The sequence below is a fragment of the Methanothermobacter thermautotrophicus str. Delta H genome (genome assembly GCF_000008645.1).
GTDB lineage: Archaea > Methanobacteriota > Methanobacteria > Methanobacteriales > Methanothermobacteraceae > Methanothermobacter > Methanothermobacter thermautotrophicus.
In genome coordinates this window covers 181954-205535 of the sequence record NC_000916.1, presented here as the reverse complement: position 1 = coordinate 205535, position 23582 = coordinate 181954, and the positions used below count along the sequence as shown (strand labels likewise).

Here is a 23582-nt window from a genome sequence, read left to right as displayed (position 1 = left end):
ACCTATTCCCTGTTTTTCCATTCGGTGTATCCGCATTTACCGCAGGCGTACCTGTCCCCATGGTCTGCCATGAAGACACCGTTTGAGCACCTGACACAGAAGGGGTTCTTCCTGACGAGTTTACCGTCCTTGACCTCGTAGAGCTCAAATTTCTTCATCTATTCCTCCTCCTCTTCCTCTGATGCCTCAGTGTTCTTCTTTATCACGTGTTCGGGTTCTATCTCGGTGAGTTTCTCAGCTGACTCATAAATCTTGGCATAGCCGGTCGCCCTTGGCTCACCGAAACCCTGGTCAATTTTGTCAACCACGAGAAGATCCTTATCAGCGTCAAGCATTGCAACGAGTTTGTTCTTAACTTCAAGGACCTTTGGGGTTGATTCGCCCTCGTATAAGCATTCAAACCTTATCTCCTTCCTGTTTAAGAGTGGGTTTTCCTTTTCCTCGATTATGTTAATCTCCATTTTATGCCTCCTCAAATTTTTTCATGAGTTCTTCAGCCTTACTGGATGTTTCACTGGCCCTCACCAGCACAACGCCCTCATCTGGCTGTCCGTAAAGAATCACTGTGTCAGGTGGGGCGAGAAGTATTGATGGTAAAACGGCAAGGTCCTCCTCACCGTCAACAACTATCATGAAGCGCTCTCCTCTCTCTGTGGCGCCCTCTATGGCCTCTTCGATGGATTTCCAGAGGCTCTCTGTTACTGTGCCTGGCGGGTTCCTGGATCTGAGAATGGTTGCTGTGTCCCTGAATTCATGGTCAGAGTCCCTTCTCTGGATCCTGTTATCTATTATGCTGACATCGGGTTTAAGGCCATGCTCCAGTGCATTGCGGGTTGTGACGTCACCAACCGTTATGAGGAATGAGTTCCCCACATCAACGTCACTGAATGACCTGTGGAGCTCTCCAAGTGGCCTTTTGAGCTCCGCCCTCAGTTCCTCCGGCAGTATGTACACTATCTGACCCTCAGCGCGTATTCACCAGGCAGTGTTATGTTGAGCTCCCTGGCTATATCTGATTTATCCGGATCTATTATTATGAGGAGTCCGCTCCAGTTGGTGGATGCCGGGACATTGCAGACCGGGCATCTTTCGTCACTGGTGATTCTCTTACACCTTGTGCATGCCTTCTCAGTCATTTTTTACTCTTCCTCTTCTCTTCTTCAATCCATTCGAATTTTCCAAGGCCGGGCTGCCTCATGGTGAGGCCCACCTTTACGCCCTCTCTTCGGCCCTTGAGGCTGAGTGCGACTATCCTTGCCCTTACAAGGTCGCCCTCGTCGAGGCGTCTGCCTGACTCCTTACCTGTGAGGGAGCCCTTCTTGGGGTCGTAGGTTATGTAGTCGTCGGTTACCTGTGAAACGTGCACCAGGCCATCCACCGGACCTATGCGCACGAAGGCTCCGAACTCTGCTATCTCTATAACCTCACCCTCAACGATTTCATGTAGTTCAGGTTTGAAGAAGAGGGCTGTGAAGGTCACCTCATGGTAGGCGGCACCGTCACCCATTATAACCTTTCCTATCCCTATATCCTCTATCTCTTTGACGGTTATCAGCTGCCCGAGGTTCTTATCCATCCTTCCAACGTAGGTCTCGTTTAGAACCTCGACGGCGACCTCCTCCAGTGGCTCTTCAAAGCGGTCTGGAGGTATTCTGACGGTATCAACAATCTTTGTTACATAATACAATGGGATCCCCCATTAAAGAATTACTCCATATATTTTTTCCTGTAGAGTTCTATGGAGTGGTTGACTGCTTCAAATGCCTTTTCAGCACCCTCCCATCCGAGTGTCTCTGTTTTTTTACCTTCAAGTTTCTTGTAGGTTTCAAAGAAGTTTGCTATCTCCTTAAGGTTGTGCTCTGGTATGTCTGAGATGTCCTTTACATCGGCGAAGTGCGGGTCTGCCACAGGCACCGCCAGGATCTTGTCGTCCTGGTCACCACCATCGATCATCCTTAAAAGGCCTATGGGTCTTGATTCTATGATGCAGCCCGGGAATGTTGGTTCATCCATGAGTACGAGGATGTCCATGGGGTCTCCGTCATCGTAGAGTGTCCTTGGTATTATACCGTACTCTGCAGGGTAGAATACTGCTGAGTAGAGTACCCTGTCAAGGGCGAATGCCTGAAGGTCCTTGTGGTATTCGTACTTGTTCCTTGAACCCTTTGGTATTTCAACAACCGCATAGACAACCTCGGGTACTGATGGTCCCGGTTCAATATCCTTCCACAGATTCATGAGTAAACCTCCTACTCCAATATATGCCCATCCACTCCAAGATATCTTTTCTGTCTCAGGTAGACAACAGGTATTCCCTTCGACCTTGCCCTTCTTCTGAGTTCCCGGTCGCTGGTGCAGAGGACATCTGAGATCCGGAGAAGCGCGTCGTCAACGGTTTCACCTTCAAGGAGTTTCTCCTCAAAAATCCTGAAGGGGGGTTTCTTTGCGAGTGCGAGTCCAACGGACGCGGCTATCCTCGCATCACCGCCTGAATGTCTCTTTATGCCTTCAAGTTCCCCTATGACGAAGGATGGGACAAGAAGGTCGTTTTTTGGGAAGAGTCTCCGGAGCTCGGATACGATGTCGACCCGGAACTGGTAGGGTATCATAAAAAATTGGTGTCTATGACCACCCTATTTGATGATACCATATCCTATCAGCCTCCATCTTGCACCGACACGCCTGGAGAGGGCTATCCTCTGACCCTCCTCTGCGCATGCAGGGAGTTTGAGGACCACGTCGGCATCATCTGCCCTGGCAGATTTGACAACACCCACCGTGGTTGTGGTACCGACGTTTATCATCAGGGGTTCCCCTGTCTTTATGGGTTCGACCTTGGTCTCCTCCTTGGTACCGACAACCCTCTCCAGGAGGTGTGTCTCCATGGTGAATGAGTGCCTTACAGGTGGCAGTGTGCCTGGTTCCCCGGCAACTGACCCTGAAAGTGAGTCCGCCTTGGTGAGGGCTGGATCCAGGAGTGTCCCGACACCCACGAGTCCGCCGGGTCCAACTTCTTCCATCTCCTCTCCACCGGCCACCAGGCCCGTGATTGTGGAGTGCAGACTCATCCAGGTCTGCTTACCGTCCTTTTTGACCTGTATGCCCGGTCTTATCTCTATCTCGTCTCCAACCCTGAGCCTGCCCTGGACCAGTGAGCCCCCTATAACTCCTCCTGCGAGGTGTTCGGGGTCTGCGCCAGGTTTGTTTATGTCAAAGGACCTGGCCACGTACATCCTGGCAGGTTTATCAACGTCCCTCTTGGGGGTTTTGATTCTCTCCTCAATGGTTTCAATGAGGATATCAATGTTGGCGCCCTGTTGAGCAGATACCGGTATTATAGGTGCATCCTCAGCGCAGGTACCCTTCACGAACTCCTTGATCTCCCTGTAGCTTTCAAGCGCCCTCTCCTTCGAAACGATATCTATCTTGTTCTGGACGACGATGACATCCTTCACCCCTATAACATCAAGGGCCATGAGGTGCTCCTTTGTCTGGGGCTGGGGGCATGGTTCGTTTGCAGCTATCACGAGTATGGCGCCGTCCATGAGGGCTGCTCCAGAGAGCATGGTAGCCATGAGGGTTTCATGGCCCGGGGCATCCACAAAGGAAACCTTCCTGAGGAGCTCTGTCTCTGTGCCGCACCTCTCACATATCTCTGCCGTTGTATAGCACATTGGGGCTTCGCACTGCGGGCACTTCCTGAAGGTTATGTCGGCATAGCCCAGACGTATGGAGATGCCCCTCTTGGTTTCCTCACTGTGTGTGTCGGTCCAGACACCTGAAAGTGCCTTTGTAAGGGTTGTTTTACCATGGTCCACGTGCCCCACAAGACCAATGTTTATTTCGGATTGATTTTTCACAGATTACACCTATAAACGCTTTTATTATTCCTCATCGGCGCCAAGGAGTTCTTCGAGTGGTTTCTCACCCTTCTCAATGACAACGGTGTTTATCTGGACTATGTCATCAGATATTGTGTTTCCCCTGAAGGTTTTTCTTCTTCTCTCGCCATCGCGTCTGGGTTTATAGCCCACACCGCCTGATACAAGGCTCCTTATCCTCCTTGCACCTGGCACTGTCTTCTTCATCGGGAAACCGTTCTTATCGCTTCCACCTGTGATCTTCAGTTTGTATCCGCTGAGGCCTATTATTGATCCATCGAATTCGTCGCCTATGGTGAGGCCAATGAGGCCCCTGGACTCTGATGGGTCGACCTCCATCTGGACGCTCTTCTCCTTGTCTGAAATCACAACCTTAAATGCCAATATATCTCCTCCTTATATTTTAAAATGGTGCCTTCATTCCCCAGTCAGGATTCTTCTTCCTCTTGATTTCAGCTATCTTATCCATGAGATCAAGTTCCTCGTCTGTCAGATCCCCTGAGAGCTGTTCTTTAAGGATGTGGTAGTGGTTTTCGGGTATGTCAACGTAGAGTGTATCTCCCTCATGGATCGTCTTACCATAAACAGCATCCTTTATGGCCATTGCAACCTTCTGGCCGCGTGATGCTGATTTGAGGTTTTCACCCTTGTCCTGCATGCTCTCCACGGTACCCACCGTCTCCCCATCATCATTCATGAGGGGGTAGCCCTGCCTGATGACGCCTGTGAGGACCTCAACTCCTCCAATGGCTGGCTTGCTCTGTCTGAAGACCAGTTTGGGTATGAGTCTTATGCTTGCAGGTTTTATGATGGCTTCCATCCATTTCTTTTTCTTCTCTTCCTCAATGCCCCTGACCCATTCCTCATATTCCTCCATGAGCCTGTAGATGACGTTGCCCTGGAAGAGCTTTATGTCTGAGTTTTTGAGTTCCTGGGCTGCTGAGGGTATCACCTTAACATTGAAGGCTATTATGGCCCCATAGACCCTGTCCTCCTGGAGGGCTATACCTGCATTCACCACGTCCCTCCTTGAGACGTCACCTATGTCTGCCACCTTTATGGGGACATACATGTCCCTGAGGATCTTGACCACCGCCTCCAGTGATCCGAGGGTGTCTGCCTTCACAACGACGCCTGCCTCATCGGTGTCTATCTTGATGTCCTCGATTTCGCTGAGTATCTCCTCCCTCACCTTCTCGGGGTCTGTTACAACCCTGAGGGGTGAGCCGGCCATGACGTCATCGATGCCCGGTGCCACGATCTTTATACCGGCTGCTGCAACGACCTCATCGACCTTCTGGAACTTCTTCCTGGATTCCCTCATCTCCTCGAGGGGCCTTGGTTTGAGGAGTGATCTTATCCTGGTGGATATGACATCCTTTGATGTCATCATGGCTATGGTGTCGTCCTTTCTGAGTATTCCATCATATATTACAGCGTCTATGGTCATGCCGAGGCCTGTCTCCTCCTTGACCTCCAGGATGGTGCCCCTGGCAGGGGAATCCTCCTCGATTTTGAGCTGCTCCCTGAGGTACTGCTGTGCCAGTCCCATGAGCATTGTGAGGAGTTCAGGTATACCCTCGCCTGTTATGGCACTTATGGGTATTATGCTGACCTGTGAGGCGAAGTCTGTGACCCTGTCGAATCTCTCTGATTCAAAGCCCTCCTCATGGAGTTTGCCCACAAGTTCATAGACCTTTGTGTCCAGTTTCTGCTGGACCTGGATGTCCTGTTTGCTGAAGGTCTCCATGAAGGGGCGTCCCTCGTGGACCCTCCATCCATGGATCCTGTCTATCTTGTTTGCAGCCACCACGAAGGGTGTCCTGTACATCCTGAGGATGTTGAGGGCCTCCTGTGTCTGGGGCTTGAATCCCTCATTTATATCGACTATGAGTATTGCAAGATCCGCAAGGGCCCCTCCACGTTTTCTGAGGGTTGTGAACGCCTCATGTCCTGGTGTATCAATGAAGAAGAGTCCTGGTAGTGTTTCCCTGATCGAGAATTTTTTGAGGAAGTCTCCGCAGATCCCCTCAATGACATCCATGGGTATCTCTGTGGCCCCTATGTGCTGGGTTATACCACCTGCCTCCCTTGAGGCAACTGCGCTGCCCCTTATATGGTCAAGAAGTGTGGTTTTCCCGTGATCCACGTGTCCGAGTACTGAGACGATGGGTGATCTGATCTTCATTGGAATCTCCGCGTTTATTCCTCGTATATCATTTCTCTATCAGGCATCTCGTAACTGCAAATTTCCGATTCATCAAAGAAAAGTTTAATCTCCCTTTCGGCTGATTCTGGAGAATCTGAAGCGTGTATTATGTTTCTACCTGTTTCAAGGGCGAAGTCTCCCCTGATTGTCCCGAGGTCTGCCTCTGCAGGGTTGGTTGCGCCAACCATCTTCCTTATGAGGGATATGCAGTCCTTACCCTCAATGACCATTGCAATGACAGGTGCTGATGTTATGTAGTCCACCAGGTCCCTGAAGAAGGGCTTTTCCCTGTGTTCCTGGTAGTGCTCCATTGCAAGGTCTTCCGGGATCTGCAGCATCTTAAAGGCGACTATCTTGAGTCCCCTGTCCTCGAACCTGGCTATTATCCTTCCTGCGAGGCGCCTTTTTACTGCGTCAGGTTTTAACATTACAAAGCTTTTTTCCATCATTTTTTGACCCATTTAACTTTTCTTGGAACCCTTCCCAGTTTTATCATGTTTTTCTCGCATTTGCTGCTGCAGAAGAAATAGATTGTACCGTCCCTTTTGACGTACATCTTGCCGGTGCCTGGCTCTATTTCTTCATGGCAGAATGAACAGACTCTCATTGGTAAACACCTTCCTGATTATGGGGTCCTTATCTCCTTTGCCTCTCGGATGGTGTCGAGGAGCATCAGGATGTCGCCTTCCCTTATGGGACCCATAACGTTCCTTGTCAGTATCCTTCCCTTATCTCTTCCATCAAGGATCCTGCATTTAACCTGCATTACCTCTCCAGTCATCCCGGTTCTCTTGAGAACCTCAATAACCTCTGCTGGAGTTGCGTCATCCATTAAATCACCTTTATTAAATTGAAATTGAAAGGCTTTTAGTGCCTTTCATCTATTTCTTAAGTTCTTCGACCTTTTCTATTATCTCTTTTATGAGGTCCTCGGCGTCGCCTGCCTCAACGATGGCTGATGATGCTGTTCCAACGTTCAGACCTGCGGCTGCACCCAGTTCATCCTTTGTTGGGATGTATATGTATGGTATTTCCTTTTCCTCTGCGAGGAGTGGAAGGTGAGCAACGATCTCTGCAGGTTCAACGTCCTCAGCTATTAATACGAGCTGAGCAACTCCCCTCTCGACAGCCTTGGTAACCTCATTTGTACCCTTGGATACCTTACCTGTCTCCCTGGCTATTTCAAGTGCCTCTGCGGCCTTGTCAGCCAGTTCCTTTGGTACATCAAATTTCACGTATATTGCTTTTGCCATGCTGTTTACCTCCTTTTTCATCTGGTTTTTCTACCATCCATCGGTAATTACACCAATCTGGATCAATAATCCAAGTTATGGATTAACATGAAGTGGGTGAGTACCTTTATATGTTCTCGGTATATAAAACTTGCTGGATACAGATTTTCATGAGAAATCGTATTCTGAATTATCCCGGATCATCCAGTAAGACGCCCAGGAAAACAAGGATTAATAGAAATTAAAGCTTCATCACATATAAAGTTTTGCTGCCAATTAAAAAGGGAAGGAATAATGGATGCAGATGAGAGTTACATCCTTTTAACTGCCAGTTCAATGTCTGAGGCTTTAACCGTCTTCCTTCCAGCGTGTTTTGCAAGTTTAACAGCGTTTTCAGCTATTTCTTCACCTTTTGCTTCAAGGACCTTTGCAAGGGCTTCCCTTGCATCATCACTTACTATTTCTGCACCGGCATTCTTTATTATTCTTCCAATTGGAGCTATTGGCAATTCCATAATTAACCACCTCATTTTATGTGATATTATCTATTCATATAATCCTATATAAATATATCGCTAATTTTAAGGTTTTTCTGAGCCATCGGTTGGTTCATGGGGCACCTTCAACCCAGCAGTATATCCACGAGTGCTTGGAGGGTGAGAAATTAACTTCAAGTTGTCCGATGAAAAATAGAAAAGCTTAAAAAAGAGAAAGGTATCTTCAAGAATTCAGGGGGCTAGGAGGACCCCGTACCCCTTATAATGGATCTTAACTGGTTTATATCAGGTTCTACCTCAACTGGTTCCGTTGATGCCTTTATGGCGGTGTCAGGGTCCTTGAGTACATGACCAGTGACAACACAGACCACACGTTCACCCCTGTCAACAACACCCTCATCAACGAGTTTGATGAGACCCGCTATGGACGCCGCTGATGCGGGCTCAACACCTATACCCTCCCTCCTTGCAAGGAGTTTCTGGGCAGAGAGTATCTCCTCATCGGTCACGGATTCAGCATAACCATCTGACTCATATATGGCCCGGAGGGCCTTGAGATAGCTAACAGGGGCCCCTATCCTTATGGCCGTTGCAACCGTTTCAGGATCCCTGACCGGTTCAATCTCGGTTCTGCCCTTCCTGAAGGCTTCTACCACCGGTGAAGCGCCCTCGGCCTGTATACCGGTCATCATCGGCCTCTCATCTATGAATCCAGCCCTGTAAAACTCTGATATACCCTTCCAGATGGCTGAGATATTACCTGCATTCCCCACAGGCAGTATGATGCGGTCAGGGGACTCCCAGCCGAGGTCATCCACTATCTCAAAGCCTATTGACTTCTGACCCTCAAGCCTGAAGGGGTTCACGGAGTTGAGGAGGTAGAGTTCACCCATCAGTGCAAGTTCCGTGACAGCCTCAAGGGCCTCGTCAAAGTTTCCCCTCACCGAGAGGACCCTGGCGCCATGGAACATAGCCTGGGCAAGTTTACCGAGGGCGACCTTACCTGATGGGAGTAGAACGACGCAGCCCAGCCCAGCCCTGGCTGCGTAGGCTGCAAGGGAGGCTGAGGTGTTACCGGTTGAGGCGCACCCCACAGTATCAACGCCAAGTTCAAGGGCCTTTGTGATCCCCACGCTCATCCCCCTGTCCTTGAAGCTCCCTGTGGGGTTGGAGCCCTCCACCTTCACATAGAGCTCAATACCAAGTTCAGATCCTATGGTGTCACACCTGACAAAGGGTGTTCCCCCCTCATCGAGGCTGACTATCCTTGAGGGGTCAACAGGCATGAACTCCCTGTACCTCCACATGTTCTGCCTTCTGCCCCTGAAGACGTCCCTTGAGACCTCCACGTCACATTCAACTTCAAGTACCGACCCGCACTCCCTGCAGGTGTATATGATCTCCTCCAGGTCATACTCTCGACCACATGATATGCACCTTATCACAGATTCACCATCCATTTTACCGGTAAGAATAAAGTTTCTGATTCACCTTATCAATATGTACCTGAATTAACCAGGGAAATTAAACGGGGTCTAGATGGACCCCTTTATGTAGCTGTAAATTCCCAGTGTGAGGTTCGCCTCCACAAATGCTGCCACCACCAGGAAGACCACGCCCACCCCCAGGAGGAGCAGGGACTCCACAAGCTCATCCTGGTTCCTGCCAAGGAAGTGGACAACCCTCTCAGTGAAGGAACCGTACCATGACTCTGTCAGGAGATCACTGAAGAAGTGATAGATGAAGCTTGCAAGCCTGAAACCAGCAGCTCCAGCGATTATGAGACCAGGGATCTCAAATATTCCGTGGGGCAGTGTAAGAAAGACGAAATCGTCCAGTGGAACCTGGGATGCAAAGAATCCTATGAAGAGGCCGTTCACAATAAGGAAGAGGGCCGTGAAAACACCCAGAAGCAAACCCCCACCATATATCAGAAGAGCTGCCTGAAGGTTGTGAATGAATATGGATGCCGTTGAGAGCTTGATCTCACCTTCAGCCACGCTCCTCCGAAACTCATCCATGAGAGGCCTTATAAGGTCTCCGATGGATCCTGAGAACAGATACCCTCCAAAGAGGGATATGAGGAAGAGGAAGGTTGATGCCAGGAGGAAGGTTTCATTGTTCCTTATGATGTAACTCAGTGTGCCCTCATATTTCTCCTTCCTTCTCATCTTCGAACCCCCATCAGAATCCATCTGACCTTCTTATTTCTCATTTTTATCCCTCAAGAATCCTTCTGGCAGCAGGAAGGGCCTTCTCCCTTTTCACCGAAAGTTCCTCGAAGAACTTCCTGATAAACTCTGCAGTATTATTTTTGCACTCACCGCACATAAGTGTACCGTTTCTGCATGATTCATATATCTCCTCAAGCCTGGAGTCTGAACCTGACATGTGGTAGAGGAGTGTCTCATATATTATGCACTCCTCCGGCACTCCTCCAAGTTCCCTTTGCTCCTTCAGGGTCTCCCTCCCCCCGGTCTTGGCGTTCCTTATCTTCGCCTCTGCCTCCTCAGGTGTGTCGCTCAGGAATATGGCGGATTTGGGCCTGTTGCTTGACATCTTACCCCCGGTGAGGCCGCCCATGAATCTGTGGTATGTTGATGAGGGGAGGATGAAGCCATACCTGTCCCTGAACCTGGCTGCTATATCCCGTGTCAGCCTTATATGGGGGTCCTGGTCCGGGCCCACAGGGACAATTACGGGTCTGGGGCCCCCCAGTTCATCCAGCTGGGGGTGCAGGATGTCTGAGACCTGTATTATGGGGGCGTACATGTGGGCCATGCTCGTGGATCCTGTGAAACCATAGATCGCCCTGAGCTCATTGAAGTTGACCTTCCCTGCAAGGACATAGGCGAGGTCCTCCACCATGAGGTTCTCTGACTGGAGGTAGACGTGTATGTTATCCTTCTCAAGGTCAAGTCCGAGGGCAATGTACCCTGCGATGTACTCCTCAATGGCTATCCTCCTTGAGTCCTCGAAGTCCACCCCCCTGGCTGAGTAGGCCTCCATGTCTGCTATGGGTATGAATATCTCGGCCCCCATCCTGTCGTACCATCTGAGCTGGTCCACGATCATCTTGTGGCCTATATGCATCCTTCCGCTTGGCATCATCCCTGTTACAACCGCGAAGTCCTCACCCTTCTTCATGGCACTGATTATCCTCTCATAGTCCCTGTGTCCGAAGATTATGCCCCGCCTCATGAGCCAGCTGGGTTCGGGTACTTCGTCAAGGACCTCACTGAAGGGTCTGACGCCGAAGTTCTCAATAAGATCCTGGTATTCAAGCTTTGCTGATCCCCAAGGGTCTATCAATCATATCACCGTTATTAAGTCATTTCTGTTGCTTAAGCCGTCATAGTAGCCAAATCATGGCCTTATCCAGTCGACAAGGTAGTAGGTTATGTCCTCCTCATCGTCGAGGAAGGCCATGAGGAGCTTCTTGTTAACCCCATGGGCCACCCTCACATAACTTGAAAAGTCAAGGGCGTGGATGGTGTCATTCTCTGAGATCACCCTCACAAGGTAGGCTGAGTGGGTCCTGCCGGGAGCCCCTCCCCTCTCATATAGTCTGAACTCTGCACCATACTTGAAACCTGTTTTAACTATGTATCCCCTGTTCCTGAGATCCCTGTAGACAAGATACTTGCTGTAGAGTCCCCGTTCACCGAGGAGGGATATGAATTCCTCAGGGGACACCTCATCATCGTCCTTCATGAGTTTGAGCTTACCCCTCTCCATGAGGTAGGCCGCCTCAATAAGTGAAAGCTGAAGTCTGTCCTCATACATCTTACCGTAGTGGCTCTTTCCATGAAGCCTCCTTGCGATGGATGTGGCCTTTATGGTGACCACCTCATCTCCGAGCTGTCCCTCCACTCTCAAACCTCCCGTGAGTGCTGGTTGAGCTACTCGATTATGGCGTGCCTCTCCTTGAGGTCCTTCTCCCTCTTTCCAAGGATTGACATGAACTCGGCTATGAGGCCGTCCAGGAAGAGGTGGGTGCTGTCCTCAAAGAGGGTCCCCATGGGTGTGAGGTCATCATATTCTCCCCTGAGGACACCTGAGGTGTAGTACTTCCAGGGCTCCTTTGTCTTGCTCGGGATGCATATAACCACGTCACTGTAACCCGTGAGGGTCGATTCAGGGGTTGCTGTCACAGCCACCACCGTTGCACCCACAGACCTTGATGTCTCAGCTGCCAGTGTGACAGTCTTGGTTTCACCGGATCCTGAGATTGCTATCAGGCAGTCCTCGTCCCTTATGGCTGGAGTTGTAACGTCACCAACCACGTGGACCTTGAATCCAAGGTGCATAAGCCTCATTGCAAAGGCCTTTCCTATCAGCTCGGACCTGCCGGTTCCAACTATGAAAACTGAGCTTGCATCCATTATCTTTGAGATCATCATCTCAAGTTCAGCTTCATCGACCTTATCTATTGCCTCAATGGCGTGCTTAGCTATCTTCTGAACAGTATTCCTCAGTATCTCCATTTCAATCAACTTTAATCAGTACTTGTGTATGGCTGCATCTGTTAAAGGGGTCTTCCATGGATGACTGCAGCGATTACTCTTGCTCTGGAAGGTTCGTGATCCTTATGCCCGCATTCCTCACCCTGTTCCTTATGTTGAGGTTTATGAGTAGCGGGGTTATCTTCTCAATGATCCTTGCATTCTCAAGGCCGCCGCATTCAATGGCCCGGACACCATCTATCTTCTCTGCAAGTTCAGCTGCAACTTCAAGGGCGTCCCTGTGGTCTGATGCCACCAGACAGTCACAGTCCACTGGCTCAGATACTTCAAGGAGGGCGGAGGCGCTTATGTTGTTGAAGGCTGCTGCAACCCTTGTGCCCTGCTCCCTGAGGAACCTTGCAGCCCTCTCAGCCGCTGAACCCTCCCAGAGGTCAATGTATCTGACTGCTGAGCCGCCGATGCAGCTGTCGATGGGTACCGTGGCATCTATGAGGACCTTGTCCCTCACCTGATCCCTTATTGAGGCCAGTGTGACCATCTGGGCCTGGAGGGGAACCGTCAGCACCACCACATCGGCAGAGGCTGCCGCATCAGGGTTGGTGGCACCCTCAACACTGATGTCATCCCTTCCAGCTATCTCAAGGACCTTTGAGGCTGCTTTAGATGCCTTCTCAGCGTCTCTTGAACCTATAATTACTTCCTCACCTGCTACTGCAAATCTCAGGGCCAGTCCAAGGCCCTGGTCTCCTGTTCCACCAATAACTGCTATCTTCATAACCATCACCTTAATCAATAAAATTATCTCAAACCCTGACCCTCCAGGGGAAATCCTTCAGGGCGCTGACACCCCAGATAGAGTTCCCTGGAAAACCAGCACCCCTCCAGCGGAATATTCCCCAGGAACACGGAAGGCCTCCCGGGCATCACGGGACCCGGGGCCCCTCAAGGTATAATATTCCTCAGGAACTCAACACTCTGTCTGACCTCATCAAGGTGTCTTGACCTCCACTGTGAGGACTCCAGTGTAGCCTGCGCCCCTCAAACCATCCAGGAGCGCCTGGAAGTCCAGTGAACCCTCGCCCAGGGCGTCGTGACTGTCAACCTCACCCGTGTTGTCAGAGAGGTGGACGTGCCCCACATGGGCTGATACCATCTCCTCCGTGGAGTAACCCATGGTGGCTGCGTGGGCCGCGTCAAGGGTCACCATGACACCGAGCTCCTCTGCAACACCCCAGAGCTCCTCAAGTTCCCGGAGAAGTGGCCCCTCCAGGCGGGGCATGTTCTCAGGGTATACGCCGACACCCCTGTCAGATGCGTATTCTGATATTGCTGCAAGGGATTCCAGGTTCCTCTCGGCTATAAGGTCCCTGTAGGGTCTCCCCAGGAAGGGTACTGTGCCGGGGTGGACCACCACCACGTCGGAGTCAAGTTCAACTGCAAGGTCCACTGCAGATTCAACCTCCCTGATGGAGGCCTCCCTCACAGTGTCATTGAGGGACGCTATGTTGATATCTGATATTGGGGCGTGTACCGTGAATTCCAGGCTGTGGGAGTCTGTGACCTCCACCTCAGAGAGGGGGTGCTCATATATGATTTCACAGCACTCGGCCCCAAGGGCCTCGATGTACTCCAGCATCTCCCCCAGTGGGGACGGTGTGAGTGCAAGGGTTGAGACACCTATCCTCATCACACCACCCTCAACGCTCTGGCCTGACCCTGGCCCTCACAGGTATGCTGTTCTTCACGGCCTCCATTATGATGTCAGCCAGCTCTATGTCCCTTCTGAGCTTTATGGTCCCCTTCTTTCCTACAGTGGCTGTGAAGAGGTACTCATCATCCACAAGTATGTCAAAGGACACCCCCACAGCGTCCTTGCCAAAGTTTAGAACCACATAATTCCCTGCAAGTTCAACGGGGACCTCAAGGGTCTCCTCGATTTCCCTCTCCTCCAGGGGCTCCACACCTATGCTTATGCCTATGCTGTTCTCGATCTCCTCAATGGTCTTACCCTTCTTACCTATAACCTGGGGTATGTACTTCTCATCTATCCAGACCCTGGCACGTTCATCAGATTCAAGTTCAACCCTGACCCGGGCACCCGGGATCCTCCTGCGGAACTCCCTCTCGATCTCCCTCTCAGCTATCCTGTGGGCTGACGGTTTGCGCCCTGAAGGGGCTGCCTTTGAGACGTCCATGACTATTGTCTGCTCACCGTAGGTGTATATCTCATGCATGAGTTCCCCTGATTCAAGGTCCCTGATCTCGATGACCGGCCTTGCAAGGTCAGCCTCCTGCATGCCCGTGGGCACCTTCACGGTGAGGGAGACATCGTAGACAGCCTTAACCTCCCCATCCTCGATGAATATTGTTGTATCAACAACTGAGGGTATGACGCCGAGCTCAACCCTTCCAAGGATCCTCTGTATGGCGTCTATGGGCCTTGTGGCGTGGACCACACCAACCATACCCACACCCGCGAGCCTCATATCCGCAAATATCCTGAAGTCACGGGTCTTTCTGAGTTCATCGTAGATGGTGTAGTCGGGCCTCACGAGGAGGAGTATGTCTGCCGTCTTCTGCATGTCCCTCTCAATGGGTGCATACTGTGTTATCTCATCACCAACCTGGAGGTCCCTGGGTGACTCCATGGTCTTGACAACCGCCTTCATATCCCTGCTGTAGAACTCTGCCACTGCCTGGGCAAAGGTACTCTTACCTGCCCCGGGGGAACCTGCAATGAGCACCCCCTTGGCAGTATCCCTCAGCCTCTCCACGAGCCTGTCTGAGAGCCTGTAGTCCTCCAGTGAAACCCTCGCCACCGGCCTGACCGCGGTTATCTCAAAGGCCTCTGAGAATGGTGGTCTTGCAATGGATATCCTGTACTCCCGGAACTGTACGACCGTGGCGCCCTCCATTTCGATCTCTATAAAGCTCTTGAAGTCACTCTTGGCCCTCTCCACGATCTCACGGGCCATCCTGCTTATATCTGAATGTTTAAGCGGTCTTTTACCTATCTCAACCAGCTGGATTTCCCCTGGCCGGCCCTTCTTGGCCATCGGAACGACATTCTCCTTGAGGTGGACCGACATGGTGTTCTCATCGAAGTACTTGCTTATCTCCAGCTCCTCGTACTCCAGGACCTCTGGTTTGATGTAGAAGACATCGAGGCCCTGGGCCTTCCCGACCTCGGCCTGGACCCGGTCACTTGTTATAAGGAGGGCATCATATTCCCTTGCCGTGGACCTTATCATGGCATCTATCTCACCACCCCTTGAGAGGGATATCTCATCCACTGTGGGGCGGCGCCCGACGAATATCATGGATATTATATTCTCCTTGTGGAGCTTCTGGAGGTTCTTCAGTTCCTCGAGGCCATTGAAACCTGTCTCCCTTCCACGGTTGGCCTGGTATTCGAGTTCAGATACAACTGCCTCGGGCACGATCACCTCGCTGCCCCTGAACTCGTCCTCCTGGACTATCCCGGTGATCCTGCCGTCAACAATAACACTTGTATCTGGAACAATCTTCATCTAACCATCTCCATATATCTCTTCAGGGTCAAAGACCTTCACGGCGTCCTCCCTGACTTTGAGTTCATCTCCATCAATACTCCGGTAGAAGCAGGACCTGTAACCTGTATGGCAGGCCCCGCCCTCCTGTTCAACCTTCAGCACAACCGCATCACCGTCACAGTCCACAAGAACGTCCTTCACGCGCTGAACATGGCCTGAGCTTTCACCCTTCAGCCACAGCTTACCCCGGGACGTGCTCCAGTAGTGGGCAGTGCCTGTTTCAAGGGTCCTCCTGAGGGCCTCACGGTTCATGTAGGCCACCATGAGGACCTCACCTGTCTCGTGGTCCTGTGCAACTGCAATTATGAGGTCTTCGCCATTAATATTATGTCTGAAATTAAGTAAAATGTTAACATCTCCCTTTGATTTTATCAACCATCTCATCCCTTGGCAGGGTCTCCTGGGAGTTCCTCTCCATATCCTTTACCGTCACCTTACCATCCTGGATTTCCCTCTCACCTGTCAGAACTGCGAACCTGGCTCCAAGGTTGTCAGCGTGTGAGAGGGCCTTCCTGAGCTTCCTGCCAGAGACTTCGAGGTCAGCGGATACCCCTGCAGCCCTGAGCTCCTGGGTGATCCTTATGGCCTCAGGGACAGTGGAGTCCTGTATGGGTATCACGAAGACATCAACCATCCTCATGTTCTCCTCATCCATCCCCAGGGCGTTCATGAGCCTGTCAAAGCCGAAGGCGAATCCCGTTGATTCGACCCGCTCCCCACCGAATGTTTCAACCAGGTTGTAGGTCCCTCCGCCACATATCTGTTTCTGGGCCCCCAGTTCCGGCACGTAGATCTCGAATACTATCCCTGTGTAGTAGTCAAGGCCCCTTGCTATCCCCAGGTTCACATGGTAGTCATCCACGCCAAAGTAGTGGAGGGTCTCAACGAGTTCCCTGAACTCTTCAAGGGCCTCCAGGGATTCACTGTAGCCCCCCAGGTATTCTTCAACATCGTCCAGAACCTCCGGGCCCCCCTGTGTACCTATGAGCTTCATGAGGAGTTCCCGGCTTTCTCCAGATACCTCAACCTCCCCTAGGAGTGCTTCAAGTTCTTCCACGTCGCCCTTGTCTATGACACCCATTATCCTGTCCTGGAGTTCAGATGGGATTTCCTCCCTGCCGAGGATCCCGCGGAGTATGCCCAGGTGGCCTATGTGGACCTCGAATCCGTCAAGGCCGAGTTCATGGAGGGATTCAGATGCTAGGGATATCACCTCAGCCTCTGCCAGGGGCGATCTTCCACCTATGAGTTCGCATCCGAACTGCCAGAACTGTCTGAAGCGCCCGGCCTGCGGCCTCTCATACCTGAAGCAGCTCCCGAAGTAGTACATCTTTATTGGCTTCGGTTTTTTCTGCATCTCATTCATGTAGAGCCTTGCCACGGGTGCTGTGAGTTCAGGTCTCAGGGCCAGTTCCCGGCCGCCCTTATCGGTGAAGTGGTAGATCTGGTTCACCACCTCCTCACCGGATTTGACTGTGAAGAGTTTGAGTTCCTCAAATATTGGTGTCTTGATCTCATGGTAGCCATAGGTCTCGAATGTCCTTCTGAGTACACCTTCAACCTCTTTCCTGTTCCTCATTTCAGCGAAAAGGAAGTCCCTTGTTCCTCTCGGTCTTGATATATCCATGACAGCAATTCCTCCAGTAAAAATGATAAAGGGGATGATGAGAGGTTCATCATTCATAATATTTAAGGTATTCCTTGAGCATCTTGGGGAAGGATGTGGCATTGAGGAACCTCAGACCCAGTCGCTCAGCCCAGACCCTTATACCATCATCGGCCGCCACGACCCCTGCCCCCAGTTCCTTGGCAAGGAGCAGCACATCAAGGTCGGGGGCACTGTCAAGGGTTCCCTTGCGGAGGGCTGATCTGTATTTCTTCCTGAGGTCCTTTATGGCCTTTCCAAGCACCTCGCTCTCGATCTCTGTCTTCTTGACGTCACGGGAGGCCATTATGATGGACTGTATGCCTGCCTCCCAGAGCAGGGTCTCTGAGATCCTGAGGCCCTTGTTCATCCTCTCCCGTATATCATGGACGTATTCATAGAATATCTGGGAGGGTATCTGTGTGTCGTAGCGGTTGGGTGTCTTCTTAACTATCCATGTCTCGGCCTTTATAAGGGTCTCCTCCGGGCAGTCGTAGCGTGTCATGTAATCTGTGAACTCCTTGTAGGTGATGGGAGGCATGTGACAGCTTATGTTGAGTTTTATCCTGCTTCTCGCTATGAGGTCAAGCATCCTGTCAACCGAGAGGTTGAGGTCGCCATCACCCAGCAGTTCTCGCAGCTGGTTATCTGTAAATGCCGTTGTATCAAGTACGAATCTCTGCTTTGCAAGCATGTCACACTCTCCCCTGGATTATAGGTAACCTATGGCAACAATATTTATCGCTGATGGTAAATAAATATTGTAAGTACCATGAGAAAAAAAATCAGATTCTATACTGACCGGTGCAGCATCTAAACCCGAAGAGATTCTTTGCCTGTAATGCCGGGGTGATAAACTGATAACTGGAAAAACACATGTAACCGGAATCATGGGCCATCCCCTGGGCACAGCCTCTCGCCCATAATGCACAACGCGGCGTTCAGGAGCCTTGGTATGGACTGGATATACGTACCATTCCCTGTGAAGCCAGAGAACCTGAAAGCAGCGGTTGAGGGCCTGAGGGCCCTTGGGGTTGAGGGTGTGAATGTGACAATACCCCACAAGGAGGCCGTCCTGGAGTACATTGATGATATCCATGGGACAGCGGCCCTGATAGGTGCCGTTAACACTCTGAAATTCGATGACGGGACCGTCAGGGGATACAATACCGATGCCTCAGGGTGCTTAAGGGCCCTTGAAGAGGTGACATCCGTTGAGGGTTCATCCGTCCTTATACTGGGGGCGGGTGGGGCTGCAAGGGCCTGTGCATTCCAGCTTGCAGAGAAGGGGGCCTCGGATATAACCATACTGAACAGGACCCCTGAAAAGGCCCGCCTCCTTGCAGAGGATATGGCTGATAAACTGGGCTTTGAGGCATCATACGGGGGCTATGAACTTATCCAGGGGTCTGTGAAATCGGCTGATATCCTCATAGACACCACGCCGGTGGGCATGCATCCCCACACAGATGACAGGCCACTGGTGGGGGCTGAACTCATGCATGAGGGTCTGGTGGTCCATGACCTCGTGTACAACCCTCAAAGGACGGTCCTCCTGAGAGAGGCTGAGAGGGCGTCAGCCATCCCGGTTTCAGGGATCCGTATGCTCCTCTATCAGGGCGTTGAGGCCTTCAGGATCTGGACCGGGAGGGACCCGCCCCTGGATGTCATGGAAGACGCCCTGAAAAGGGTCCTTAACAGGGATTAAGGTCCCCATGGTAATTAACTATATTGATGGATGACAGAACTATACCGGTCCAGTCCATGAAAAATAAACACCGTTGATGGATCCGCCGGTCCATGGACAGTGAAAACTCCATTAAACCTTATCGGTGATCATTATGAACGGACCTTGGGTAGAGAAGTACAGACCACAGAAACTTGATGATATAGTAGGCCAGGAACACATAATACCACGTCTAAAGCGGTACGTCGAAGAGAAAAGCATGCCAAACCTCATGTTCACGGGTCCAGCTGGTGTCGGTAAAACAACAGCAGCCCTTGCCCTTGCAAGGGAGATCCTCGGTGAGTACTGGAGGCAGAACTTCCTTGAACTCAACGCATCAGACGCCAGGGGTATAGACACCGTGAGGACCAGCATAAAGAACTTCTGCCGCCTAAAACCCGTGGGCGCCCCCTTCAGGATAATATTCCTCGACGAAGTGGACAACATGACAAAGGACGCCCAGCACGCCCTCAGGAGGGAGATGGAGATGTACACAAAGACATCCTCCTTCATACTCTCCTGTAACTACTCCTCAAAGATAATAGATCCGATCCAGTCAAGGTGCGCCATATTCAGGTTCCTCCCCCTCAAGGGCCACCAGATAATCAAACGCCTGGAGTACATTGCAGAGAAGGAGAACCTTGAATACGAGGCCCATGCCCTTGAGACAATAGTCTACTTCGCTGAGGGGGATCTCAGGAAGGCCATAAACCTCCTCCAGTCAGCCGCATCCCTCGGTGAGAAGATAACAGAGTCAAGCATCTACGATGTCGTGTCAAGGGCCCGGCCAAAGGATGTGAGGAAGATGATAAAGACCATCCTTGATGGTAAGTTCATGGAGGCCAGGGACATGCTGAGGGAGATCATGGTTCTCCAGGGTATAAGCGGGGAGGACATGGTCACCCAGATCTATCAGGAGCTCTCAAGGCTGGCAATGGAGGGCGAGGTTGATGGTGATAGGTACGTGGGCCTCATCGATGCCATCGGCGAATACGACTTCAGGATAAGGGAGGGCGCCAATCCCAGGATACAGCTTGAGGCCCTCCTTGCAAGGTTCCTTGAACACGCCTAAAGAGGTACAGTAAATGTCATGGACAGAGAAATACCGGCCAGGGAGCTTCGATGAGGTGGTCGGGAACCAGAAGGTCATAGCTGAGATAAAGGAGTGGATCAAAGCCTGGAAGGCAGGGAAGCCCCAGAAGCCGCTCCTCCTGGTTGGACCCCCCGGGACCGGGAAGACAACCCTCGCCCACATCATAGGAAAGGAGTTCTCTGATACCCTTGAACTCAACGCCAGTGACAGGCGCTCCCAGGACGCCCTTATGAGGAGCGCCGGTGAGGCATCAGCGACCCGCTCCCTCTTCAACCATGACCTGAAGCTCATCATCCTTGATGAGGTTGATGGGATCCACGGGAATGAGGACCGTGGAGGTGTCCAGGCAATAAACAGGATCATAAAGGAGAGCAGACATCCCATGGTCCTCACAGCAAACGACCCCTACAGCAAGAGGCTGCAGAGCATAAAGCCCAGATGCAGGGTCTTAAACCTCAGAAAGGTCCACACATCATCCATAGCAGCAGCCCTCAGGAGGATATGCCGTGCTGAGGGTATAGAGTGCCCCGATGATGTGCTCAGGGAACTGGCAAAAAGGTCCCGTGGTGACCTGCGTTCAGCCATCAACGACCTTGAGGCCATGGCAGAGGGTGAGGAGCGCATCGGTGAGGAGCTCCTGAAGATGGGAGAAAAGGATGCCACCTCAAACCTCTTTGATGCCGTCAGGGCCGTCCTCAAGAGCCGTGACGTCTCAAAGGTCAGGGAGGCCATGAGGGTGGATGATGACCCCACCCTTGTACTTGAATTCATCGCAGAGAACGTTCCCAGGGAATATGAGAAGCCAAATGAGATCAGCAGGGCCTATGATATGCTCTCACGTGCAGACATATTCTTCGGGCGAGCCGTGAGAACCAGGAACTACACCTACTGGCGCTACGCCTCCGAACTCATGGGGCCAGGGGTTGCCCTTGCAAAGGATAAGACCTACCGGAAGTTCGTCCGCTACACAGGTTCATCATCCTTCAGGATACTCGGGAAAACCCGGAAACAGAGGAGCCTCAGGGACAGTGTCGCGGCCAAGATGGCTGGAAAGATGCACATCTCACCGAAGGTCGCAATCTCAATGTTCCCATACATGGAGATCCTATTTGAGAATGATGAAATGGCCTATGATATAAGTGAATTCCTGGAGCTTAGAGACGAGGAGATCAAACTGTTCCGGAAGAGAAAGATAAAGGCGCCTAAAAGGAAGAAAACCCCCAGGAAAGCTGAAATTAAAGTGGGGCCCCTTTACAGTCAGAAGAAAGATAAGGGCGCAGATAAATCCATAAATGATAAAGCCACAGATAAATCCGCAAAGACACCCATTAAATCCTCTAAAAAGGATGATAGACCCAGGGATGAATCATCCAGCAGTTCAGATGATAAGAAGCCTAAAGAAAAACAGACGTCACTCTTCCAGTTCTCATAGTCCCATAAAGATAACCATTTTTTATTCACGGTCTCTGAGGGTAAACTAGGTATCAGCCATCAGGATAGCTGGCACTGCCAGCAGTCAGTGAGCTCCATGAGGACTCCGGATGGGGGGATCTAGTAAGGGGATTGTGGTCCACCCCCGGCCTCAGCAAGCTCCCCGAGATATTCGAGGGATCTCTTCATCTTATCCCTGAACTGGGGGATGTTCCCATCAAAGAATTCAAGAAACTCCTTAACCAGTGGATTTCCTGTTACCTCGATCCTGGTGCCCCGCCAGGCCTCAATCCACTCTGCAGGGACCCCTGATAGAGGGTATATTTGCAGGGGTGTTGACCTCAGGTGATACCCTATCCTTTCACCTGAGAGCATATCCTCGATTGCAGCTGCAATGGAGTGGTCAAGGGTCCCCGGGAGCACCCTCACATCACCTTCACCGATCCCTATACCGTACTTCCTCGTGTAGGGCTCAAGTATGATGTGGAGTACGGTGGCCATCTCACCCTCTGCATCGATCCTCACCTCTGAGCGTGGTCTGAGGTTCGAGGAGAGTACCCTGGAGGCCCTTGAACATATCTTCTGGAACACCTTGGACCTCACAACATCCACATCAGGGAACCTCTCCCTGAATAGCTCCTCCCTCCTCCTGGAGAACCTGGAGAACCTCAGGTTGTTTATGAGGACCTCGCCCGGCGTTACACTCACAAACCTTGTATCAACGCCAAGTTCTGAGAGGAAACTGAGTAATTCACTCCTTTCAGGCAACATATCATCTCCCGAGATCCACAAAGAGAACATCCACCGGAAAATTATCCCAGCGCCTCTTCCTGGAATACCACACAGAAATATTTATGGGAGATGTATTTATCAGTTGGGGTGGAAATCTGATAATGGAGGTGCATATATGTTCGGATTCCTTGGCAGAAGGAGGGATGAAAGGGAAGTTATTGAGATCGAACCCGACGGTCCGGTTGACTGCATAGCTGATTTTACCTACAACTTCTACTGGCAGCACCGTGGTGAAAAGCTGGACCCTGATGAGAGGATTCCAGGAACCAGCCACACCTTCCGGGAGGTTGTTGAACACCTCAAGGATGGAGGAGAGGTCATTGTGAGGGGTGACGCCGGACACAGGCTGGCCTCCAGCATGGGCGCCGACCTCGCCTACTTCGGGGGCGGCGGAGGTGTGATGGATGCAGGGGTTGTTACCGTGGAGGGGGACGTTGACACCAGGATGGGCATAAGCATGGTCTCAGGCACCATATACGTGAAGGGTGCAGTCAGGGACCCCATAGGAAACATCATTGAGGTCAGATCCGACAGGAGGGGCTACAAAAAGTTCATGTCAGTCACGGACATCCTCATGAATGGTCTCAGAGCTGAACCCGTGAATGTGACCCTTGAACCTGGACGCATGGTCATAGATGACGGTCATGTGCGGGACACCCTGGGGGCCCGGCTGGATGCTGATGTGGAGATAATCCACCACGGTAACGTTGATCTCTCAACCGGGATACTCATGAGGCGCGGAACCGTCCGTGTTATGGGTGATGCAGGTAAGAATACCGGGGCGCTCCTGAGTGGAGGTACCGTCATCATCCAGGGGGACTGTGACGATTTCTCGGGTATAGACATGAGGGATGGTTATCTCATAGTGGACGGCGATGCCGGAAAGTTCCTGGGGGCCCAGAGGCGTGGTGGTGTCATCCTTGCAAGGAGGGGTAAACCAGTACCACCTACCAGTGAATCAGACTTAACAGAGGACGACAGACGGGTGCTGATGGAGGCAGGTCTCAGGCCGCATCTTTTCAGAAGGTTCTCCTAATT

Annotated in this window: 30 protein-coding genes and 1 pseudogene; 4 read left to right on the top strand and 27 right to left on the bottom strand. The window is 51.5% G+C overall.

Going from position 1 to position 23582, the window contains the following annotated elements; translation table 11 throughout:
* Positions 1–2 precede the first annotated feature (2 nt).
* The 26 genes from MTH_RS01235 to MTH_RS01110 all read right to left on the bottom strand — a co-directional run bounded on the left by MTH_RS01235 (position 3) and on the right by MTH_RS01110 (position 18196).
* Positions 3–158 carry a 30S ribosomal protein S27ae gene (locus MTH_RS01235; RefSeq protein ID WP_010875907.1) on the bottom strand — a complete coding sequence of 52 codons (156 nt, stop codon included), beginning with the start codon at positions 156–158 and terminating at the stop codon, positions 3–5.
* Complete coding sequence (locus MTH_RS01230; protein WP_010875906.1) at positions 159–461, bottom strand: 30S ribosomal protein S24e; 303 nt, start codon at positions 459–461, stop codon at positions 159–161.
* Position 462: 1 nt separating this feature from the next.
* Positions 463–954: a GTP-dependent dephospho-CoA kinase family protein gene (locus tag MTH_RS01225; protein ID WP_010875905.1), complete on the bottom strand. Its 492-nt coding sequence runs from the start codon at positions 952–954 to the stop codon at positions 463–465.
* Positions 954–1136 (bottom strand): transcription elongation factor subunit Spt4, encoded by a 183-nt coding sequence (spt4, locus tag MTH_RS01220; RefSeq protein WP_010875904.1) that lies wholly within the window; start codon positions 1134–1136, stop codon positions 954–956. Before spt4 ends, MTH_RS01225 begins: the two co-directional genes overlap by 1 nt.
* Positions 1133–1687 (bottom strand): DNA-directed RNA polymerase, encoded by a 555-nt coding sequence (gene rpoE / locus MTH_RS01215; RefSeq protein WP_010875903.1) that lies wholly within the window; start codon positions 1685–1687, stop codon positions 1133–1135. Before rpoE ends, spt4 begins: the two co-directional genes overlap by 4 nt.
* Positions 1688–1707: 20 nt before the next feature.
* On the bottom strand, positions 1708–2238 hold the full coding sequence (locus MTH_RS01210) for an inorganic diphosphatase (RefSeq protein WP_010875902.1): 531 nt from the start codon (positions 2236–2238) through the stop codon (positions 1708–1710).
* An 11-nt stretch (positions 2239–2249) separates the two neighbouring features.
* Complete coding sequence (locus MTH_RS01205) at positions 2250–2609, bottom strand: PIN domain-containing protein (RefSeq protein WP_010875901.1); 360 nt, start codon at positions 2607–2609, stop codon at positions 2250–2252.
* Positions 2610–2633: 24 nt separating this feature from the next.
* On the bottom strand, positions 2634–3860 hold the full coding sequence (eif2g, locus tag MTH_RS01200; RefSeq protein WP_010875900.1) for a translation initiation factor IF-2 subunit gamma: 1227 nt from the start codon (positions 3858–3860) through the stop codon (positions 2634–2636).
* 24 nt (positions 3861–3884) lie between these two features.
* A complete protein-coding gene (locus MTH_RS01195) occupies positions 3885–4265 on the bottom strand; it encodes a 30S ribosomal protein S6e (RefSeq protein ID WP_010875899.1) in 381 nt (126 codons plus the stop codon).
* Positions 4266–4284: 19 nt separating this feature from the next.
* Positions 4285–6069 (bottom strand): translation initiation factor IF-2, encoded by a 1785-nt coding sequence (gene infB, locus MTH_RS01190; RefSeq protein ID WP_010875898.1) that lies wholly within the window; start codon positions 6067–6069, stop codon positions 4285–4287.
* 14 nt (positions 6070–6083) lie between these two features.
* The gene (ndk, locus tag MTH_RS01185; RefSeq protein WP_010875897.1) at positions 6084–6539 is read right to left on the bottom strand and encodes a nucleoside-diphosphate kinase; all 456 of its coding nucleotides are present in this window, start codon (positions 6537–6539) and stop codon (positions 6084–6086) included.
* The gene (locus MTH_RS01180) at positions 6536–6697 is read right to left on the bottom strand and encodes a 50S ribosomal protein L24e (RefSeq protein ID WP_010875896.1); all 162 of its coding nucleotides are present in this window, start codon (positions 6695–6697) and stop codon (positions 6536–6538) included. Before MTH_RS01180 ends, ndk begins: the two co-directional genes overlap by 4 nt.
* Positions 6698–6715: 18 nt before the next feature.
* The gene (locus MTH_RS01175) at positions 6716–6922 is read right to left on the bottom strand and encodes a 30S ribosomal protein S28e (protein WP_010875895.1); all 207 of its coding nucleotides are present in this window, start codon (positions 6920–6922) and stop codon (positions 6716–6718) included.
* Positions 6923–6971: 49 nt separating this feature from the next.
* Positions 6972–7343, bottom strand: coding sequence for a 50S ribosomal protein L7Ae (gene rpl7ae / locus MTH_RS01170; protein WP_048061194.1), 372 nt, complete (start codon positions 7341–7343; stop codon positions 6972–6974).
* Between the two features lie 290 nt (positions 7344–7633).
* On the bottom strand, positions 7634–7837 hold the full coding sequence (gene hmtB / locus MTH_RS01165) for a histone HmtB (RefSeq protein ID WP_048060781.1): 204 nt from the start codon (positions 7835–7837) through the stop codon (positions 7634–7636).
* 221 nt (positions 7838–8058) lie between these two features.
* Positions 8059–9264: a threonine synthase gene (gene thrC, locus MTH_RS01160; RefSeq protein ID WP_048061193.1), complete on the bottom strand. Its 1206-nt coding sequence runs from the start codon at positions 9262–9264 to the stop codon at positions 8059–8061.
* Positions 9265–9354: 90 nt separating this feature from the next.
* The gene (locus MTH_RS01155) at positions 9355–9990 is read right to left on the bottom strand and encodes a stage II sporulation protein M (RefSeq protein ID WP_115892541.1); all 636 of its coding nucleotides are present in this window, start codon (positions 9988–9990) and stop codon (positions 9355–9357) included.
* Between the two features lie 46 nt (positions 9991–10036).
* Complete coding sequence (locus MTH_RS01150) at positions 10037–11131, bottom strand: tryptophan--tRNA ligase (protein ID WP_010875890.1); 1095 nt, start codon at positions 11129–11131, stop codon at positions 10037–10039.
* Between the two features lie 54 nt (positions 11132–11185).
* Entirely contained in the window at positions 11186–11692 is a 507-nt protein-coding gene (gene endA / locus MTH_RS01145; protein WP_048060780.1) for a tRNA-intron lyase, read from the bottom strand.
* A gap of 29 nt (positions 11693–11721) precedes the next feature.
* The gene (gene hxlB / locus MTH_RS01140) at positions 11722–12306 is read right to left on the bottom strand and encodes a 6-phospho-3-hexuloisomerase (protein WP_048061192.1); all 585 of its coding nucleotides are present in this window, start codon (positions 12304–12306) and stop codon (positions 11722–11724) included.
* A 73-nt stretch (positions 12307–12379) separates the two neighbouring features.
* Positions 12380–13060, bottom strand: a complete 681-nt coding sequence (gene npdG, locus MTH_RS01135; RefSeq protein WP_048060779.1) for an NADPH-dependent F420 reductase — start codon at positions 13058–13060, stop codon at positions 12380–12382.
* Between the two features lie 213 nt (positions 13061–13273).
* Positions 13274–13972, bottom strand: a complete 699-nt coding sequence (locus tag MTH_RS01130) for a sugar phosphate isomerase/epimerase family protein (RefSeq protein WP_143485719.1) — start codon at positions 13970–13972, stop codon at positions 13274–13276.
* Between the two features lie 10 nt (positions 13973–13982).
* On the bottom strand, positions 13983–15815 hold the full coding sequence (locus tag MTH_RS01125) for a PINc/VapC family ATPase (protein ID WP_010875885.1): 1833 nt from the start codon (positions 15813–15815) through the stop codon (positions 13983–13985).
* Positions 15816–16205, bottom strand: coding sequence for a phosphoribosyl-AMP cyclohydrolase (gene hisI / locus MTH_RS01120; RefSeq protein ID WP_048061191.1), 390 nt, complete (start codon positions 16203–16205; stop codon positions 15816–15818). It lies immediately after the preceding gene.
* A 1-nt stretch (position 16206) separates the two neighbouring features.
* Complete coding sequence (hisS, locus tag MTH_RS01115) at positions 16207–17484, bottom strand: histidine--tRNA ligase (RefSeq protein ID WP_048061190.1); 1278 nt, start codon at positions 17482–17484, stop codon at positions 16207–16209.
* 49 nt (positions 17485–17533) lie between these two features.
* A complete protein-coding gene (locus MTH_RS01110; RefSeq protein ID WP_010875882.1) occupies positions 17534–18196 on the bottom strand; it encodes an RNA ligase partner protein in 663 nt (220 codons plus the stop codon).
* Positions 18197–18359: 163 nt separating this feature from the next.
* Between MTH_RS01110 and MTH_RS01105 the strand changes: the two are divergent.
* From MTH_RS01105 to MTH_RS01095, 3 genes and pseudogenes are all read left to right on the top strand, one after another.
* Positions 18360–19210, top strand: a pseudogene (locus MTH_RS01105) (shikimate dehydrogenase).
* Positions 19211–19343: 133 nt separating this feature from the next.
* Positions 19344–20300, top strand: a complete 957-nt coding sequence (locus MTH_RS01100) for a replication factor C small subunit (protein WP_048060778.1) — start codon at positions 19344–19346, stop codon at positions 20298–20300.
* A gap of 13 nt (positions 20301–20313) precedes the next feature.
* Positions 20314–21753, top strand: a complete 1440-nt coding sequence (locus tag MTH_RS01095) for a replication factor C large subunit (protein ID WP_010875879.1) — start codon at positions 20314–20316, stop codon at positions 21751–21753.
* 119 nt (positions 21754–21872) lie between these two features.
* Here MTH_RS01095 and MTH_RS01090 read toward each other — a convergent pair whose 3' ends face one another.
* Positions 21873–22523 (bottom strand): hypothetical protein, encoded by a 651-nt coding sequence (locus MTH_RS01090; protein ID WP_238374221.1) that lies wholly within the window; start codon positions 22521–22523, stop codon positions 21873–21875.
* Between the two features lie 136 nt (positions 22524–22659).
* Between MTH_RS01090 and MTH_RS01085 the strand changes: the two genes are divergently transcribed.
* Positions 22660–23580: a hypothetical protein gene (locus tag MTH_RS01085; RefSeq protein ID WP_010875877.1), complete on the top strand. Its 921-nt coding sequence runs from the start codon at positions 22660–22662 to the stop codon at positions 23578–23580.
* Positions 23581–23582: the final 2 nt, after the last annotated feature.

Bases quoted from the DNA above. Each gene is read 5' to 3' on its own strand.
- MTH_RS01235 (WP_010875907.1), bottom strand. From the start codon at position 158: ATGAAGAAATTTGAGCTCTACGAGGTCAAGGACGGTAAACTCGTCAGG.
- MTH_RS01230 (WP_010875906.1), bottom strand. From the start codon at position 461: ATGGAGATTAACATAATCGAGGAAAAGGAAAACCCACTCTTAAACAGG.
- spt4 (WP_010875904.1), bottom strand. From the start codon at position 1,136: ATGACTGAGAAGGCATGCACAAGGTGTAAGAGAATCACCAGTGACGAA.
- MTH_RS01210 (WP_010875902.1), bottom strand. From the start codon at position 2,238: ATGAATCTGTGGAAGGATATTGAACCGGGACCATCAGTACCCGAGGTT.
- MTH_RS01205 (WP_010875901.1), bottom strand. From the start codon at position 2,609: ATGATACCCTACCAGTTCCGGGTCGACATCGTATCCGAGCTCCGGAGA.
- infB (WP_010875898.1), bottom strand. From the start codon at position 6,069: ATGAAGATCAGATCACCCATCGTCTCAGTACTCGGACACGTGGATCAC.
- ndk (WP_010875897.1), bottom strand. From the start codon at position 6,539: ATGATGGAAAAAAGCTTTGTAATGTTAAAACCTGACGCAGTAAAAAGG.
- MTH_RS01180 (WP_010875896.1), bottom strand. From the start codon at position 6,697: ATGAGAGTCTGTTCATTCTGCCATGAAGAAATAGAGCCAGGCACCGGC.
- MTH_RS01175 (WP_010875895.1), bottom strand. From the start codon at position 6,922: ATGGATGACGCAACTCCAGCAGAGGTTATTGAGGTTCTCAAGAGAACC.
- rpl7ae (WP_048061194.1), bottom strand. From the start codon at position 7,343: ATGGCAAAAGCAATATACGTGAAATTTGATGTACCAAAGGAACTGGCT.
- hmtB (WP_048060781.1), bottom strand. From the start codon at position 7,837: ATGGAATTGCCAATAGCTCCAATTGGAAGAATAATAAAGAATGCCGGT.
- MTH_RS01155 (WP_115892541.1), bottom strand. From the start codon at position 9,990: ATGAGAAGGAAGGAGAAATATGAGGGCACACTGAGTTACATCATAAGG.
- hxlB (WP_048061192.1), bottom strand. From the start codon at position 12,306: ATGGAGATACTGAGGAATACTGTTCAGAAGATAGCTAAGCACGCCATT.
- npdG (WP_048060779.1), bottom strand. From the start codon at position 13,060: ATGAAGATAGCAGTTATTGGTGGAACAGGAGACCAGGGCCTTGGACTG.
- MTH_RS01130 (WP_143485719.1), bottom strand. From the start codon at position 13,972: ATGAGGATAGGTGTCTCAACCCTTGCACTCACACCGTCCCCACTGGGG.
- MTH_RS01125 (WP_010875885.1), bottom strand. From the start codon at position 15,815: ATGAAGATTGTTCCAGATACAAGTGTTATTGTTGACGGCAGGATCACC.
- hisS (WP_048061190.1), bottom strand. From the start codon at position 17,484: ATGGATATATCAAGACCGAGAGGAACAAGGGACTTCCTTTTCGCTGAA.
- MTH_RS01110 (WP_010875882.1), bottom strand. From the start codon at position 18,196: ATGCTTGCAAAGCAGAGATTCGTACTTGATACAACGGCATTTACAGAT.
- MTH_RS01100 (WP_048060778.1), top strand. From the start codon at position 19,344: ATGAACGGACCTTGGGTAGAGAAGTACAGACCACAGAAACTTGATGAT.
- MTH_RS01095 (WP_010875879.1), top strand. From the start codon at position 20,314: ATGTCATGGACAGAGAAATACCGGCCAGGGAGCTTCGATGAGGTGGTC.
- MTH_RS01090 (WP_238374221.1), bottom strand. From the start codon at position 22,523: ATGTTGCCTGAAAGGAGTGAATTACTCAGTTTCCTCTCAGAACTTGGC.
- MTH_RS01085 (WP_010875877.1), top strand. From the start codon at position 22,660: ATGTTCGGATTCCTTGGCAGAAGGAGGGATGAAAGGGAAGTTATTGAG.